13 protein-coding genes are annotated in these 15,823 nt (G+C 40.6%); 10 read left to right on the forward strand and 3 right to left on the reverse strand.

The genetic code is table 11. From position 1 onward, the window contains the following. Positions 1 to 119: 119 nt before the first annotated feature. The 3 genes from pheS (at position 120) to pheT (ending at position 4,158) form a co-directional block, all read left to right on the forward strand. The gene (gene pheS, locus QM877_RS05420; protein ID WP_000103748.1) at positions 120 to 1,166 is read left to right on the forward strand and encodes a phenylalanine--tRNA ligase subunit alpha; all 1,047 of its coding nucleotides are present in this window, start codon (positions 120 to 122) and stop codon (positions 1,164 to 1,166) included. Further along, the gene (locus QM877_RS05425) at positions 1,166 to 1,675 is read left to right on the forward strand and encodes a GNAT family N-acetyltransferase (protein ID WP_414317790.1); all 510 of its coding nucleotides are present in this window, start codon (positions 1,166 to 1,168) and stop codon (positions 1,673 to 1,675) included. The genes pheS and QM877_RS05425 overlap by 1 nt, the downstream gene beginning before the upstream one ends. A gap of 77 nt (positions 1,676 to 1,752) precedes the next feature. After that, positions 1,753 to 4,158 (forward strand): phenylalanine--tRNA ligase subunit beta, encoded by a 2,406-nt coding sequence (pheT, locus tag QM877_RS05430; RefSeq protein WP_414317791.1) that lies wholly within the window; start codon positions 1,753 to 1,755, stop codon positions 4,156 to 4,158. 119 nt (positions 4,159 to 4,277) lie between these two features. Here pheT and QM877_RS05435 read toward each other — a convergent pair whose 3' ends face one another. Then, positions 4,278 to 5,183 (reverse strand): alpha/beta fold hydrolase, encoded by a 906-nt coding sequence (locus tag QM877_RS05435; protein ID WP_414317792.1) that lies wholly within the window; start codon positions 5,181 to 5,183, stop codon positions 4,278 to 4,280. A 328-nt stretch (positions 5,184 to 5,511) separates the two neighbouring features. On the opposite strand from QM877_RS05435, the gene QM877_RS05440 reads away from it, so the two are divergent. The 6 genes from QM877_RS05440 (at position 5,512) to QM877_RS05465 (ending at position 12,679) form a co-directional block, all read left to right on the forward strand. Further along, on the forward strand, positions 5,512 to 6,405 hold the full coding sequence (locus tag QM877_RS05440; RefSeq protein ID WP_311523577.1) for an ABC transporter ATP-binding protein: 894 nt from the start codon (positions 5,512 to 5,514) through the stop codon (positions 6,403 to 6,405). After that, a complete protein-coding gene (locus QM877_RS05445; RefSeq protein WP_248035697.1) occupies positions 6,402 to 7,601 on the forward strand; it encodes an ABC transporter permease in 1,200 nt (399 codons plus the stop codon). Before QM877_RS05440 ends, QM877_RS05445 begins: the two co-directional genes overlap by 4 nt. Positions 7,602 to 7,883: 282 nt before the next feature. Beyond that, a complete protein-coding gene (rpoE, locus tag QM877_RS05450) occupies positions 7,884 to 8,459 on the forward strand; it encodes a DNA-directed RNA polymerase subunit delta (RefSeq protein ID WP_000418422.1) in 576 nt (191 codons plus the stop codon). Positions 8,460 to 8,780: 321 nt separating this feature from the next. Then, positions 8,781 to 10,388 carry a CTP synthase gene (locus tag QM877_RS05455; protein ID WP_414317793.1) on the forward strand — a complete coding sequence of 536 codons (1,608 nt, stop codon included), beginning with the start codon at positions 8,781 to 8,783 and terminating at the stop codon, positions 10,386 to 10,388. Positions 10,389 to 10,486: 98 nt separating this feature from the next. Further along, positions 10,487 to 11,440 (forward strand): class I SAM-dependent methyltransferase, encoded by a 954-nt coding sequence (locus tag QM877_RS05460; protein ID WP_414317794.1) that lies wholly within the window; start codon positions 10,487 to 10,489, stop codon positions 11,438 to 11,440. A 48-nt stretch (positions 11,441 to 11,488) separates the two neighbouring features. After that, positions 11,489 to 12,679 (forward strand): acetate kinase, encoded by a 1,191-nt coding sequence (locus tag QM877_RS05465; RefSeq protein WP_414317795.1) that lies wholly within the window; start codon positions 11,489 to 11,491, stop codon positions 12,677 to 12,679. 56 nt (positions 12,680 to 12,735) lie between these two features. Here the strand turns inward: QM877_RS05465 and birA are convergent, their stop codons facing one another. Next, on the reverse strand, positions 12,736 to 13,671 hold the full coding sequence (birA, locus tag QM877_RS05470) for a bifunctional biotin--[acetyl-CoA-carboxylase] ligase/biotin operon repressor BirA (RefSeq protein ID WP_414317796.1): 936 nt from the start codon (positions 13,669 to 13,671) through the stop codon (positions 12,736 to 12,738). A 210-nt stretch (positions 13,672 to 13,881) separates the two neighbouring features. On the opposite strand from birA, the gene QM877_RS05475 reads away from it, so the two are divergent. Further along, positions 13,882 to 15,072, forward strand: a complete 1,191-nt coding sequence (locus QM877_RS05475) for an O-antigen ligase family protein (RefSeq protein ID WP_414317797.1) — start codon at positions 13,882 to 13,884, stop codon at positions 15,070 to 15,072. 50 nt (positions 15,073 to 15,122) lie between these two features. Here the strand turns inward: QM877_RS05475 and QM877_RS05480 are convergent, their stop codons facing one another. Beyond that, the gene (locus QM877_RS05480; RefSeq protein WP_414311298.1) at positions 15,123 to 15,671 is read right to left on the reverse strand and encodes an NADPH-dependent FMN reductase; all 549 of its coding nucleotides are present in this window, start codon (positions 15,669 to 15,671) and stop codon (positions 15,123 to 15,125) included. Between the last annotated feature and the right edge of the window lie 152 nt (positions 15,672 to 15,823).

Genomic DNA, 15,823 nt, shown 5'->3' on the forward strand with positions numbered 1-15,823 from the left:
ATTCAGAAATAAAGGTCTGACTTGTCAGATAAAAACGGATGGTACCGCGTGTCAACGCTCCGAATGGAGTTTTTGGCATGTGGTTTTCTTTTTATCTACGAGAGACTGATGGAGGAATTATGTCAACTATTGAAGAACAATTAAAAGCGCTTCGTGAAGAAACGCTAGCTAGCTTGAAGCAGATTACTGCTGAAAATGAAAAAGAGATGCAAGAATTGCGTGTCTCAGTCCTTGGTAAAAAAGGGTCACTGACTGAAATCCTTAAAGGGATGAAAGACGTTTCTGCTGAAATGCGCCCTGTTATCGGAAAACACGTCAATGAGGCTCGTGATGTTTTGACAGCCGCTTTTGAAGAAACAGCTAAGCTCTTGGAAGAAAAGAAAGTGGAAGCTCAACTAGCAAGTGAAAGCATCGATGTGACACTTCCAGGTCGTCCAGTTGCGACTGGTCACCGTCACGTTCTTACACAAACTAGTGAAGAAATCGAAGATATCTTCATCGGTATGGGTTACCAAGTTGTGGATGGATTTGAAGTGGAGCAAGACTACTACAACTTTGAACGTATGAATCTTCCAAAAGACCACCCAGCCCGTGATATGCAGGACACTTTCTACATCACAGAAGAAATCTTGCTCCGTACCCACACATCTCCAGTTCAGGCGCGTGCGATGGATGCTCATGACTTCTCTAAAGGTCCTTTGAAAATGATCTCACCAGGGCGAGTATTCCGTCGTGATACAGACGATGCAACCCACAGTCACCAATTCCACCAAATCGAAGGCTTGGTTGTCGGGAAAAACATCTCTATGGCTGACCTTCAAGGAACGCTTCAGTTGATTGTCCAAAAAATGTTTGGTGAAGAGCGTCAAATCCGTTTGCGTCCATCTTACTTCCCGTTCACAGAGCCGTCTGTTGAAGTTGACGTTTCATGCTTCAAGTGTGGAGGAGACGGTTGTAACGTATGTAAGAAAACTGGTTGGATTGAGATTATGGGTGCCGGCATGGTTCACCCACGTGTCCTTGAGATGAGTGGTATCGATGCGACTGTTTACTCTGGTTTTGCCTTTGGTCTTGGTCAAGAGCGTGTAGCCATGCTTCGCTACGGAATCAATGATATTCGTGGATTCTACCAAGGAGATGTCCGTTTCTCAGAACAGTTTAAATAATGATTAGAAAAGTAGAAATTGCAGATGTTGGGGTGTTGTCCCAGGTTGCCAAACAAACCTTTCGTGAAACATTTGCTCATGATAATACGGAAGAGCAGTTACAGGAATACTTTGAAGAGGCCTATAGTCTGAGAGTTTTGTCAGCTGAGTTGGAAAATCCTGAATCAGCGACCTATTTCATTATACATGAAGAGGAGATAGCTGGTTTTCTCAAAGTCAACTGGGGAAATGCTCAAACTGAGAAAGAATTAGAGAACGCTTTTGAAATTCAACGCCTCTATGTGCTACAAGCATATCAAGGATTTGGACTTGGTAAGCAACTATTTGAATTCGCTTTGGAGCTTGCCGAAAACAATGGTTTTTCCTGGGCTTGGCTAGGTGTTTGGGAGCATAATACAAAAGCTCAAGCATTTTATAATCGATATGGTTTTGAAAAATTTAGCCAACATAGTTTTCTGGTTGGGCAAAAGGTAGATACGGATTGGTTACTGAAAAAGAAATTAAGGTAAGAAGATGATTCTTCTATATGAAATGATAGGAAAGGAAAAAAACTAGAGTGGCAACGGTCATTCTGGGGAACTAAATTATGTTAGTATCATATAAATGGTTAAAAGAATTGGTGGACATTGATGTGCCATCACAAGAGTTGGCTGAAAAAATGTCAACCACAGGGATCGAAGTAGAAGGTGTAGAATCACCTGCTGCTGGTCTCTCAAAAATTGTCGTCGGAGAGATTTTGTCTTGTGAAGATGTGCCAGAAACACACTTGCATGTCTGCCAAGTCAATGTGGGTGAAGAAGAAGCCCGTCAAATCGTCTGTGGAGCACCAAATGTGCGTGCAGGAATCAAGGTTATGGTGGCACTTCCAGGTGCTCGTATTGCAGACAATTACAAAATCAAAAAAGGGAAAATCCGTGGCTTGGAATCCCTTGGGATGATCTGTTCACTTGGTGAGTTGGGTATTTCTGACTCCGTTGTACCGAAAGAATTTGCAGATGGAATTCAAATCTTGCCTCAAGATGCTGTTCCTGGGGATGAAGTCTTCTCTTATCTAGACTTGGATGATGAAATCATCGAACTTTCTATCACTCCAAACCGTGCAGATGCTCTTTCTATGCGTGGAGTTGCTCACGAAGTGGCAGCTATCTATGACAAGGCAGTCAACTTTAAAGAATTCAGTTTAACAGAAACCAATGAATCTGCAGCAGATGCTCTTTCTGTCAGCATTGAGACAGACAAGGAGCCTTACTATGCCGCTCGTATCTTGGATAATGTGACCATTGCACCAAGTCCACAATGGTTGCAAAATCTTCTCATGAATGAAGGCATCCGTCCGATTAACAATGTAGTTGACGTAACCAACTATATCTTGCTTTACTTTGGTCAGCCTATGCATGCCTTTGACTTGGATACCTTTGAAGGAAGCGAGATCCGTGTGCGTGATGCTCGTGCTGGTGAGAAATTGGTGACCTTGGATGGCGAAGAGCGTGAGTTGGAAACGAGTGACCTCGTGATTACGGTCGCTGACAAACCAGTAGCCCTTGCAGGTGTTATGGGTGGTCAGGCTACAGAAATCTCTGAGAACTCTAGTCGTGTCGTCCTTGAAGCTGCTGTCTTCAATGGCAAATCTATCCGTAAGACTAGTGGTCGCCTCAACCTTCGTTCAGAATCTTCTTCTCGCTTTGAAAAAGGCATCAACGTGGCAACAGTTAATGAAGCCCTTGATGCGGCAGCCAGCATGATTGCAGAGCTTGCAGGTGCAACAGTGCGTAAGGGCATTGTTTCAGCAGGCCAGTTAGATACTTCAGATGTGGAAGTTTCTTCAACTCTTGCAGACGTTAACCGTGTCCTTGGAACAGAGCTTTCCTATGCAGATATTGAAGATGTCTTCCGTCGCCTTGGCTTCGGTCTTTCTGGAAATGCAGATAGCTTCACAGTAAGCGTACCACGTCGTCGTTGGGATATCACTATCGAGGCTGACCTCTTTGAAGAAATCGCTCGTATCTATGGTTATGACCGCTTGCCAACCAGTCTTCCAAAAGACGATGGGACAGCAGGTGAATTGACTGCGACACAAAAACTTCGTCGTCAAGTACGTACCATTGCAGAAGGAGCGGGTCTGACAGAAATCATCACCTACGCTCTAACAACTCCTGAAAAAGCAGTTGAGTTTACGATTCAACCAAGTCATTTGACAGAATTGATGTGGCCAATGACAGTGGACCGTTCAGTTCTCCGTCAAAATATGGTTTCAGGTATTTTGGATACAGTTGCCTACAACGTAGCACGTAAGAATAAAAACTTGGCTCTTTATGAGATTGGAAAAGTCTTCGAGCAAACTGGTAATCCAAAAGAAGAATTGCCAAATGAAATTAACGGCTTTGCCTTTGCCTTGACTGGCTTAGTCGCTGAAAAAGACTTCCAAACAGCAGCAGTTCCTGTTGACTTCTTCTATGCTAAGGGAATTTTGGAAGCTCTCTTTGCTCGCTTGGGGCTTGAAGTGACTTATACAGCAACCTCTGAAATTGCTAGTCTTCACCCAGGACGTACAGCCTTGATCTCACTCGGTGACCAAGTCCTTGGTTTCCTTGGTCAAGTACATCCTGTTACAGCCAGGGCTTACGATATTCCAGAAACTTATGTAGCAGAGCTCAACCTTTCAGCTATTGAGACAGCTCTTCAACCAGCCGCTCCATTTGTGGAAATCACCAAATTCCCAGCGGTGAGCCGTGATATCGCCCTTCTCCTCAAGGCAGAAGTGACTCACCAAGATGTAGTTGATGCCATCAAATCTGCAGGCGTGAAACGTTTGACAGCTATCAAACTCTTTGACGTCTTCTCAGGCGAAAAACTAGGACTTGGTATGAAGTCAATGGCTTATAGCTTGACCTTCCAAAATCCAGAAGATAGCTTGACAGACGAAGAAGTCGTACGCTACATGGAAAAAATCCAAGCATCGCTCGAAGAAAAAGTGAATGCAGAAGTGCGTTAAAAATTTTCAATCCATCCCTAGGGATGGATTTTTTAGTAGAAAAAATCATCAAGCTTTAGCCTGATGATTGAATCAAATTGGCGGGGAAACAACTCCTTTTTAATACTGTTACAAGATGATCAGACATCGGTATTTTTTGTCATCCAATCAGCTATGAAGTGATAGGTATCGTTTCGATTATTCTCGTTTAGAATTTCGTGACGAGCCTCTTCAACTAATCGAAGGCTTACTTTCGAATGTGAAGCCTTTAGGAGTTTTACAAATCTCTCTATACCTTTACCATTTTCGCCTAGAGGGTCTTCTTGTCCTGAAATCACGAGAATTGGGAGTTGGGTTGGAATCTCATCGATCACTTGTTTACTCGCTACTTGGTTAGAAAAGTAAAAAATGGCTCTGTACATGGGAATAGTAGGTATGAATTGACAGAATGGATCCTTCAGATAAGCTTGGTTGGATTCTTCATTTTTTGAGAGCCAATCGACAGATGTTTTAGGATTTTTAATAGTTCGATTAAAGCTATCAGTTGATAGATAAGTCAAGAGTTTACTACGGTGTTTATTCCCTTTTATAAGTCGAATGCATTCTGTTAGGATGAGAGCGAATCGAGTCAGAAATTGAGGTTGTTGACCAGTCGCCATGATAATCAAGGCATTGATAGGTGGTTTTCGTTTAGCTACATAATAGCGACACATAAGAGAACCCATAGAATGCCCTAGAAGGACGATTGGAAGTTCTGGATAGCTTTCTTGAATAAAAGAGGTCACTCTTTCAATATCATCGATGAGTTCCTCGGGAGATTCAGGAAAGACTCCGAGTTGACTTGGATTTTGAGCAGTATAGCCGTGGCCGAGATGATCATGGCCGATAACAGTAAAGCCTTCGTTATTCATGGCTAGAGCAAATTCTTCATATCGTTCCACGTATTCTACCATGCCATGTACAAGCTGAAGAACGGCTTTTGGCTGTTCAGCTTCCCAAATGATTAAGTTATTGTTGTTTGGTTCGAGTTTAAGTCTTTTTTTCATATCAGATTCCTTACTTATGATAATCTATAGTCTATCAAAAATATACCATAAAATAGCACGATAAGCTAGGCAGAATGATGAAGATTAGTAGTAACAATTCAGGACTGAAAATGAACATTTGAGGACATAGCCAACGGATTTATCAAGAAATGAGTATAATAAATTTATCACTTAAAATCTGGAGGACTAAAATGCTTGGTGATGAGGCAATAAAGTCCTTATCCAGTAAACTCCCTTCTTAAGAGTCATGATTTAAAAATGTACATAAATCATTGTAAATGCTATCAAAAAGGAGTATAATGAGTGCAATAAATTTCGGAGGTGGATGATGCTCGAAGTAAGAAATCTAGAGAAAAGTTTTGGTCCTAAGCAAGTTTTGTTTGGTGTTGACTTTCAAGCAAGACCAGGGCGTATTTTGGGACTAGTCGGGAAAAATGGAGCTGGGAAAACAACTATTTTTCACAGTATTTTGAAATTTTTAGACTATCAAGGGGAGATTGAGCTTGATGGTCAAGACATTCGTCAGGAGACCTATGCTCGCATTGGTTATCTACCTGAAGAACGCAGTCTTATGCCTAAATTGACAGTCCTTGAACAAGTTCGTTACTTGGCGACCCTAAAAGGCATGGACACCAAGGAAATCAAAGAAAAACTCCCTCAATGGATGGAAAAACTGGAAGTTAAGGGGAAACTGACGGACAAGATTAAAAGTCTCTCAAAAGGAAATCAACAGAAGATTCAGTTGATTATCACTTTGATTCATGAACCAGACTTGATTATCCTAGATGAGCCTTTTAGTGGCTTGGATCCAGTTAATACCGAACTTCTTAAGCGGGTTATCTTGAAAGAAAAAGAACGCGGCGCGACCATTATCTTTTCTGACCATGTCATGACCAATGTCGAAGAACTTTGTGATGATATCCTCATGATTCGTGATGGGCGTGTGGTCTTGCATGGACCGGTTCAAGAGGTTCGCAATCAATACGGGAAAACACGACTTTTTGTTTCTAGTGACCGAAGCAAGGAAGAACTGGAGAGCCTTCCTCATGTCAAACAGGTTAGCTTGACCAAGCAAGGTAGCTGGAAGTTGATCTTGGATGATGAAAGTGCAGGTAGAGAACTCTTCCCAATCTTGACTCAAGGTCAATATATCGCGACGTTTGATCAACAAGCTCCAACAATCGATGAAATCTTTAAATTAGAATCAGGGGTGGAAGTATGAGAAATATGTGGGTTGTAATCAAAGAAACCTATCTAAGACATGTCAAGTCGTGGAGTTTCTTCTTTATGGTGATTTCGCCTTTCCTCTTTTTAGGTCTATCTGGAGGAATTGGTGTTCTCCAAGGTTCTTCCTTGGCTCAAAATAGTAAGGTAGCAGTAGTTAGTTCTGTTCCTCTTGTTACAGAAGAACTTAAATCGACCAATGGTCTTAACTTTGACTATAAGGATGAAGCGAGTGCCCAAGCCGCTATCAAGGATGAGAAAATAAAAGGTTATCTGACCATTGACCAGGAGAATAGTGTCCTCAAGGCAGTCTATCATGGTGAGACTTCACTAGAGAGTGGCATTAAGTTAGCAGTGACCGCTAAGTTGAATGAACTCCAATCCCAACTCAACCGTTCAGAAGCAAATTTGTCTCAGGAACAGGAAAAACGCTTGGCTCAAACGGTTCAATTTACAGAGCAGATAGATGAAGCCAAGGAAAATAAAAAGCTGGTTCAAACCTTTGCGGCTGCAGGACTTGGTTTCTTCCTCTATATGATTTTGATTACTTATGCTAGTGTTACTGCTCAGGAAGTAGCCAGCGAGAAAGGAACTAAAATCATGGAAGTGGTCTTCTCAAGCATTCGTGCTAGCCATTATTTCTACGCCCGCATGATTGCCTTACTTCTCGTTATTTTGACTCATATTGGTATTTATGTTGTAGGTGGTCTTGGAGCTATTTTCTTCTTTAAGGATATGCCTATCTTGGCAAATTCAGGTATTCTAAATCACTTGGGAGAAGCCTTTTCGATCAATACCTTGTTATTTGTCTTGGTTAGTCTCTTTATGTATGTAGTCTTGGCTGCCTTCTTAGGTTCTATGGTTTCGCGACCTGAAGACTCTGGTAAGGCCTTATCGCCTTTGATGCTTTTGATTATGGTAGGTTTCATTGGGGTAACAGTATTAGGAACTTCTGGGGACAATTTGATTTTGAAAATCGGTTCTTACATCCCATTCGTTTCAACCTTCTTTATGCCTTTCAGAGCTATCAATGGTTACGCAAATGGACTAGAGGCTTGGATTTCGCTTGCTATAACGGTTATTTTTGCAGTTACTGCAACAGCCTTTATCGGACGTATGTATGCTAGTTTGGTCCTTCAAACAGATGATTTGGGGATCTGGAAAACCTTTAAACGAGCTTTGAGTTATAAATAAAGTATCGGACCTGTGAGTGTATCTCCCAGGTCTTTTATACTCTTCGAAAATCTCTTCAAACCGCGTCAACGTCGCCTTGCCGTACTCAAGTACAGCCTGCGGCTAGTTTCCTAGTTTGCTCTTTGATTTTCATTGAGTATTAATTAGCTGAAATATTTCACATTTATTTCTCCTAAACCTTTGACTATTAGGCAAAATTATCGTACAATAAAGAGTACATGATAAAATGAGATCAGAGTTTATCTACTCTGACGTTAGTAGTAAAAAATGAGGAGAAACGCTTTGGAATTAGAAGTATTTGCTGGGCAAGAAAAAAGTGAACTATCTATGATTGAGGTGGCTCGTGCCATCTTGGAACTCCGTGGTCGTGATCACGAAATGCATTTTAGTGATTTAGTTAATGAAATCCAAAACTATCTCGGTACCTCTAATAGCGATATTCGTGAAGCTTTGCCTTTGTTCTACACAGAGTTGAACTTTGACGGTAGCTTTATCTCACTTGGAGATAACAAATGGGGTCTTCGTTCATGGTATGGAGTTGATGAAATCGATGAGGAAATCATTGCTCTTGAAGAAAGTGATGATGAAGAAGTAGCACCTAAGGCTAAGAAAAAACGTGTCAACGCCTTTATGGATGGTGATGCAGATGCTATTGATTACAGTGCAGATGATCCAGAAGATGAGGATGCATACGAAGAAGATCCAGCTCTTTCTTATGATGATGAAAATCCAGATGATGAGAAGAATGAAGTGGAAGCCTACGATGCTGAAATCAATGAAATCGCCCCAGATGATCTAGATGAAGAAGTCGATCTTAATGAAGAAGACGACGAAGACTCTGAAGAAGAGGAAGAATAAAAATAAAAAGGAGTTGGAGCTGGAATCGGTCTATCAAGTCTCGGTTTCCTAGATCCAGCCTCTTTTTTAGTTTTTAGTTTTAATGAGTTATGCAAGATGGAATGCCAAGTCAACGATTTGTTCTATTTGACAAATGCTTCATTTTGAGGTAATATATTGTTCGGGCACCTCTTTTAGAGGTCGGAGCTCCCTAGTTATTAGGGAGCTATTTTTGTTTTTCCAGGAAGCTTTTCTTCTTGGGGTGTAGTTATTGATGAAGGTCTTGTTTTCTCAATCCCCTGTTAGTGAACAAGACCTTGAGCATTTTAGAAAGAGGAATCTATGTCTACGAAATATATTTTTGTCACTGGTGGTGTGGTATCGTCTATTGGGAAAGGGATCGTTGCAGCGAGCCTTGGGCGTCTTTTAAAAAACCGTGGTTTGAAGGTGACCATTCAAAAATTTGACCCTTATATCAATATCGACCCAGGAACCATGAGCCCTTACCAGCACGGAGAAGTATTTGTAACAGATGATGGGGCTGAGACAGACTTGGACCTAGGTCACTATGAACGTTTTATCGATATCAACCTCAACAAATACTCAAACGTGACAACTGGTAAAATCTATAGCGAAGTTCTTCGTAAGGAACGTCGTGGAGAGTATTTGGGTGCAACTGTCCAAGTTATTCCTCATATTACAGATGCCTTGAAAGAAAAAATCAAGCGTGCTGCTCTTACAACAGACTCTGATGTCATTATTACAGAGGTTGGTGGAACAGTCGGAGATATCGAGTCCCTTCCATTCTTAGAAGCTCTTCGTCAGATGAAGGCAGATGTGGGTGCAGATAATGTCATGTATATCCATACGACTTTGCTTCCTTACCTCAAGGCAGCTGGTGAAATGAAGACCAAACCAACTCAACACTCTGTCAAAGAATTGCGTGGTTTGGGAATTCAGCCTAATATGTTGGTCATCCGTACTGAAAAGCCAGCTGGACAAGGTATTAAAAATAAACTAGCCCAGTTCTGTGATGTGGCACCAGAAGCAGTTATTGAGTCCTTGGATGTGGATCATCTTTACCAAATCCCACTTGACCTGCAAGCACAAGGTATGGATCAAATCGTTTGTGACCATTTGAAAATTGATGCACCTGCAGCAGATATGGCAGAGTGGTCAGCTATGGTTGACAAGGTTATGAACCTCAAAAAACAAGTCAAGATTGCCCTTGTTGGTAAGTATGTTGAGTTGCAAGATGCCTACATCTCAGTTGTTGAAGCTTTGAAACACTCTGGTTATGCAAATGATGCAGAAGTCAAGATTGATTGGGTCAATGCTAACGATGTGACAGCTGACAATGTGGTAGAACTCCTATCTGATGCTGACGGAATCATCGTGCCAGGTGGTTTTGGTCAACGTGGAACTGAAGGTAAGATTGAAGCGATTCGCTATGCGCGTGAAAATGATGTACCAATGCTGGGAGTCTGCTTGGGTATGCAGTTGACCTGTATCGAGTTTGCCCGTAATGTCTTAGGTCTTGAAGGAGCTAATTCAGCAGAGCTAAATCCTGATACCAAATACCCTATCATCGATATCATGCGTGATCAGATTGATGTTGAGGACATGGGTGGTACCCTTCGTTTGGGACTTTATCCTTCTAAGTTAAAACGTGGTTCTAAGGCAGCGGTAGCTTATCATAACAAAGAGGTGGTGCAACGCCGTCACCGTCACCGTTATGAATTTAACAATGCTTTCCGTGAACAGTTTGAAGGAGCAGGTTTTGTCTTTTCAGGCGTTTCACCAGACAACCGCTTGGTAGAAATTGTGGAAATTCCAGAAAACAAATTCTTTGTGGCTTGTCAGTACCACCCAGAGCTTTCAAGTCGTCCAAACCGCCCAGAAGAACTTTACACTGCTTTTGTAACAGCAGCAGTTGAAAATAGTAAATAGATTCATAAAAACCTTTGAGAGTTATCTCAGAGGTTTTAATTTGTTTTCACTATCATGAAAATATGGAAAATTAGCTCTGAATTTGGTAAGATAAAGGTATGGATTTTGAAAAAATTGAACAAGCATATACCTATTTACTAGAAAATGTCCAAATCATTCAAAATGATTTGACGACAAATTTTTACGATGCCTTGATTGAGCAAAATGGAATCTATCTGGATGGTCAGACAAATCTGGAAGATGTCAAGAAAAATAATCAAGCATTAAAACGATTGGCTCTTCGAAAAGAAGAGTGGTTACGAACCTACCAATTTTTATTAATGAAGGCAGCGCAAACAGAACCTCTCCAAGCAAATCACCAGTTTACACCAGATGCCATTGCTCACTTGATAATTTTTCTGATGGAGCAACTGTGGCCTGCTGAAGATCTAAGTTTATTAGAGTTGGGGTCTGGGATGGGAATTCTGGGCGCTAGCTTCTTAACATCCATGAACAAAAAGGTAGATTACCTTGGGATTGAACTAGATGACCTCTTGATCGATCTGGCTGCAAGCATGGCAGAAGTTATGGATCTTCAAATGGGCTTTGTCCAAGGAGATGCAGTACGTCCACAAGTATTAAAAGAAAGTGATATTATTGTGAGCGACCTCCCGATTGGCTACTACCCAGACGATCAGATCGCTTCACGTTACCAAGTGGCAGCAAAGGATGACCATACTTACGCTCATCATCTATTAATGGAGCAATCACTCAAGTATCTGAAGACGGGAGGCTATGCTATTTTCCTTGCTCCAACAGATCTTTTGACGAGTCCTCAGAGTGATCTCTTGAAATCCTGGCTGACTGATCAAGCTCAACTAGTCGCTATCATAGCTTTACCAGAGGATCTATTCGCTCAAGGAGCCCAGTCTAAGACCATTTTTGTTTTGCAAAAGAAGGTGGGAGAAGGGACAGAGCCCTTCGTTTATCCACTTACTAGTCTTCGTGATCCTGGAATTTTGTTGGAATTTAAGGAAAATTTTCAAAATTGGTGTCAAGAACATGAAATCTAGTATAAATTTTGATATAATAGTTGAAAACGCTTAAAAAGGGGAAACATTATGACAAAAACCATTGCAATTAACGCTGGAAGCTCAAGTTTGAAATGGCAACTCTATCAAATGCCAGAAGAAAAAGTATTAGCAAAAGGGTTGATTGAACGAATTGGATTGAAAGATTCTATTTCTACAGTTAAATTTGATGGTCGTTCAGAACAACAAGTTCTTGATATTGAAAACCATACCTTGGCAGTTAAGATTTTGCTTGATGACTTGATTCGTTTTGATATTATTAAATCTTATGATGAAATTACTGGTGTTGGACACCGTGTCGTTGCAGGTGGAGAGTACTTCAAAGAGTCTACAGTCGTGGAAGGTGATGTAATTGAAAAAGTTGAAGAGTTAGGTCTTCTTGCTCCATTGCACAATCCTGCGAATGCTGCGGGTATTCGTGCCTTCAAAGAATTATTGCCAGATATTACGAGTGTCGTTGTTTTTGATACTTCCTTCCATACAACAATGCCAGAGAAAGCTTATCGCTATCCTCTACCAACAAAATATTACACAGAAAACAAAGTTCGTAAGTACGGAGCCCATGGAACTAGCCATCAGTACGTTGCTCAAGAAGCAGCAAAACTCTTGGGTCGTCCACTTGAAGAGTTGAAGTTAATCACTTGTCACATCGGTAATGGTGCTTCTATTACAGCTGTTAAGGGTGGGCAATCTGTCGATACCTCAATGGGATTCACTCCACTTGGTGGTGTAATGATGGGAACTCGTACAGGGGATATTGACCCAGCCATCATTCCTTATTTAATGCAATATACAGAGGACTTTAACAAGCCTGAGGACATCAGTCGTATCCTCAATCGTGAGTCAGGGTTGATGGGTGTTTCAGGTAAGTCAAGTGATATGCGTGATGTAATTGCTGCTATGGAGGCAGGAGATCATGATGCTACTTTGGCTTATGAAATGTATGTTGACCGTATCCAAAAACATATTGGTCAATACCTTGCAGTCCTAAATGGAGCAGATGCTATTATTTTCACAGCAGGTATCGGTGAAAATTCTACTAATGTACGTGAAGATGTTATTTCAGGGATTTCTTGGTTCGGTTGTGATGTAGATCCAGAGAAAAATGTCTTTGGTGCAACCGGAGATATTTCGACAGATGCAGCAAGTGTACGTGTACTGGTAATTCCAACGGATGAAGAACTCGTTATCGCGCGTGACGTTGAACGTTTGAAAAAATAACAGATCAAAAAAATCGACCTTCAATAATAAAGGTCGATTTTTTTGATCTAGTAGAATTACCATTTAGTCAGTGAAACTTCGCCACTATTGAGCCAAATCTTTTCACCGTTTGCTAATTCTATCTGCAGTTGGCCTTGGTCAGAGATGTCACAGGCTTTTCCTGTGATTATTTCTTGATCCTTCTTGAAAGAAATCTCTTTTCCTAAAACGATTGAGCGCTTTTTATAGAGATAGAGGAGTTCATCGACTTCTGTTTCATAGAAACATTTCCAGATTTCAGCAATCAATTCATTACGAGTAATGGGAGTATGTTGAGAAAATAAGCTTCCAGCTTTAGTTTGTAGATTCTTAGGAAATTCAGCGATCGAAAAGTTGATCCCGACCCCAATGATAACATCTGTAACGAGTCCAGTTTCGACGGAGGTAATGGCTTCGGTTAGAATACCAGCAATTTTTTTCTGGTTCAGATAAATGTCATTGACCCACTTGATATCCACGTCGATTAAACTAAGGTTTTTGATAGCCTTGTAGATAGCTCCAGCTGTTAGAAGCGTATAGGCAGGAAGATTCTGATATGGGAGATTGGGTTGTAGGTGAAGGGACATGTAAATCCCCCCCTTATCTGGAGAATAATAGGGACGTTGAAAACGACCGCGTCCCATAGTTTGGCTAGTGGAAAGGTAGAGTTTATCCCCTTTGGCACCAGCTTCCATAGCCTCTTTAGCATCGGTTTGGGTGGATTTTGTTGAGGGTTTAAACTGGACAGTGATGGGACTATTCGCTTCGATTTCCTGAGGCAAGATAAGGTCTCCGTCCAGAAGTTTATACCCACGATTTTTGATACTGTCAATCTCCAGTCCCTCTTGTTGGAGACGTTGGATCGCCTTCCATACTGAAGTTCGAGATAGGTTTAATCTCTCAGCTATTTTTTCTCCGCTTAGATAATCAGTCTCAGTAACTAGTATTTTATAGACTTCTTGGTAGGATTTCATGCTAGACCCTTTCTGGAATAATTAGATTTATTGTACCATATTTTTAAAAAAGGGATAGCGATTTTCAAGTAATCTTAGCTAACTATAAAATTTTACTTTGTTTTAGTCACGATGATAGAGGCAAAGAGGTTTTCAAATCGCTTGAAAAATGGTAAAATGTTTTAATAGCTTATTTATCTGAATGTGATATTCAGAAGGAAAGGATCTGTTGTGAAATCAATAGGTGTCATTGAAAAGTTAAAAAGTTTATCGAAACAAGAAGGACTTCTTTTAGGAGTTATTCTGAGTATTTTTCTTCCTTTTTATCTTTTTGTTATTATTTTTATCTCTTACTTACTTTGGTTGGTATATACTGGGGAGATGAAGGGGATCTTGAAACGTTTGTCTCAACACCCTGTCTTGCTCTTTTTTATTGCTTATAGCACTGCAATTTCTCTTCTGGCACAAAATGTGATGGGAGTATTTTCTTCGGTGGCCATGTTTCTGTTTGCCATCTTCTTTTACTACTATCAATCCCAGTTGACTCCTAAATTTTTCAGGTTGACGATTGAAGGAATATTAGCCTTAAGTGTCTTTGCAGCAGCCTTTGCAGCCTTGGAACATTTCCAAATTGTAAAGAAATTTGATTATACCTTCCTCTCACCACGAATGCAGGTTTGGCATCAAAATCGAGCGGAGGTTGCCTTCTTTAATCCCAATTACTATGGAATTATCTGTTGTTTCTGTATCATGATTGGTTTTTATCTGATTAGTACAACGAAGTTAAGGTGGTTACGAATCTTTTCTATGATTGCCATCTTTGCTAATTTATTCGGTTTAAACTTTACGCAGAATCGCACAGCTTTTCCAGCCATTATCTTTGGAGCGATTATTTATCTCTTCACAACTATTAAGAACTGGCGTGCTTTCTGGCTTAGTGTTGGAGTTTTTGGGGTTGGTTTAGCCTTTCTATTTTCTAGTGATTTGGGTGTTCGAATGGGAACCTTAGATTCATCTATGGAAGAACGTGTTTCTATCTGGAATGCTGGAATGGCCTTGTTTAAGCAAAATCCATTCTGGGGTGAAGGACCACTAACCTACATGCACTCTTTCCCTCGTATTGGAGCACCTTATCATGAACATGCTCATAGTATTTATATAGATACGATTTTGAGTTATGGAGTTGTTGGTACCGTTCTCTTGGGGATTGCTTCTGCCACTCCGGTACGAATGTTGATTGATATGAGTCAAGTACCTAGTAAGCGTCCTATCCTTGGACTTTACCTCTCTTTCTTGACAGTAGTAGCTGTGCACGGAATTTTTGATTTGGCTCTCTTTTGGCTTCAATCATCCTTTATTTTCCTTTTAGTGATGTGTAGTTTACCACTAAAACATAGTATGATTGATGAATTTGTTGATTAAGAAAAAGATAGTAGAAACTAACATTTTCTACTATCTTTTTTTCAATTCAATTATTGAATAGCTTGAACCAAGTCTTCAGCTTGTTGTTTTAGGGAAGAAGCAACACTGTCTTCAAGGACTAATTTGCCATCTGCCCAAGCAGAATCGTTGACACGAGCTGCAGTGAATTCACCAACAACTTGTGTACGGATGAATGGCAAGAGGTCTTTGTAGATTGCAAAGAGTTGGTCATGACCAGCATTGGCTACAGATGATACTGTTACAATCTTATCTTGAAGAGCAGATGCTCCGCGTGTATCAGACAAGTCAATTGCGCGTGAAAGCCAGTCAAGCAAGTTTTTCACTGTACCAGGAATCGAGAAGTTGTAGACTGGAGAGAAGATCCAGATAGCATCAGCAGCAAGAACTGCTTCACGAGCTGCTGTTACAGCTGGAAGTGTAGGAACTTCAAGGTCTTGACTAAATAAAGGAATTGTAGAGTAGTCAAGGTAGCTGACTTCAACATTTTCAGCAAGAGCTTTTTCAGCTTCTAGAGCCATTTGGTGGTTGAAAGAACCTTTGCGAAGTGAACCAACGATAAATAATACTTTTTTAGACATAGGGAGTCTCCTTTAGATTTTAATCAGAGTTGTCTCTGTTGTTATAAACAATGTTACAACAAAAGGAAATCATTTGCAAGAAATCTGCTCAGAAAATAAAAATCTATGATAGTCAAGATTATTTTTAGGAGTAGAGATTATGAAAAGACTGT

It is taken from the genome of Streptococcus infantis, from assembly GCF_047463655.1.
In the GTDB taxonomy this organism is placed as follows: Bacteria; Bacillota; Bacilli; order Lactobacillales; family Streptococcaceae; genus Streptococcus; species Streptococcus infantis_Z.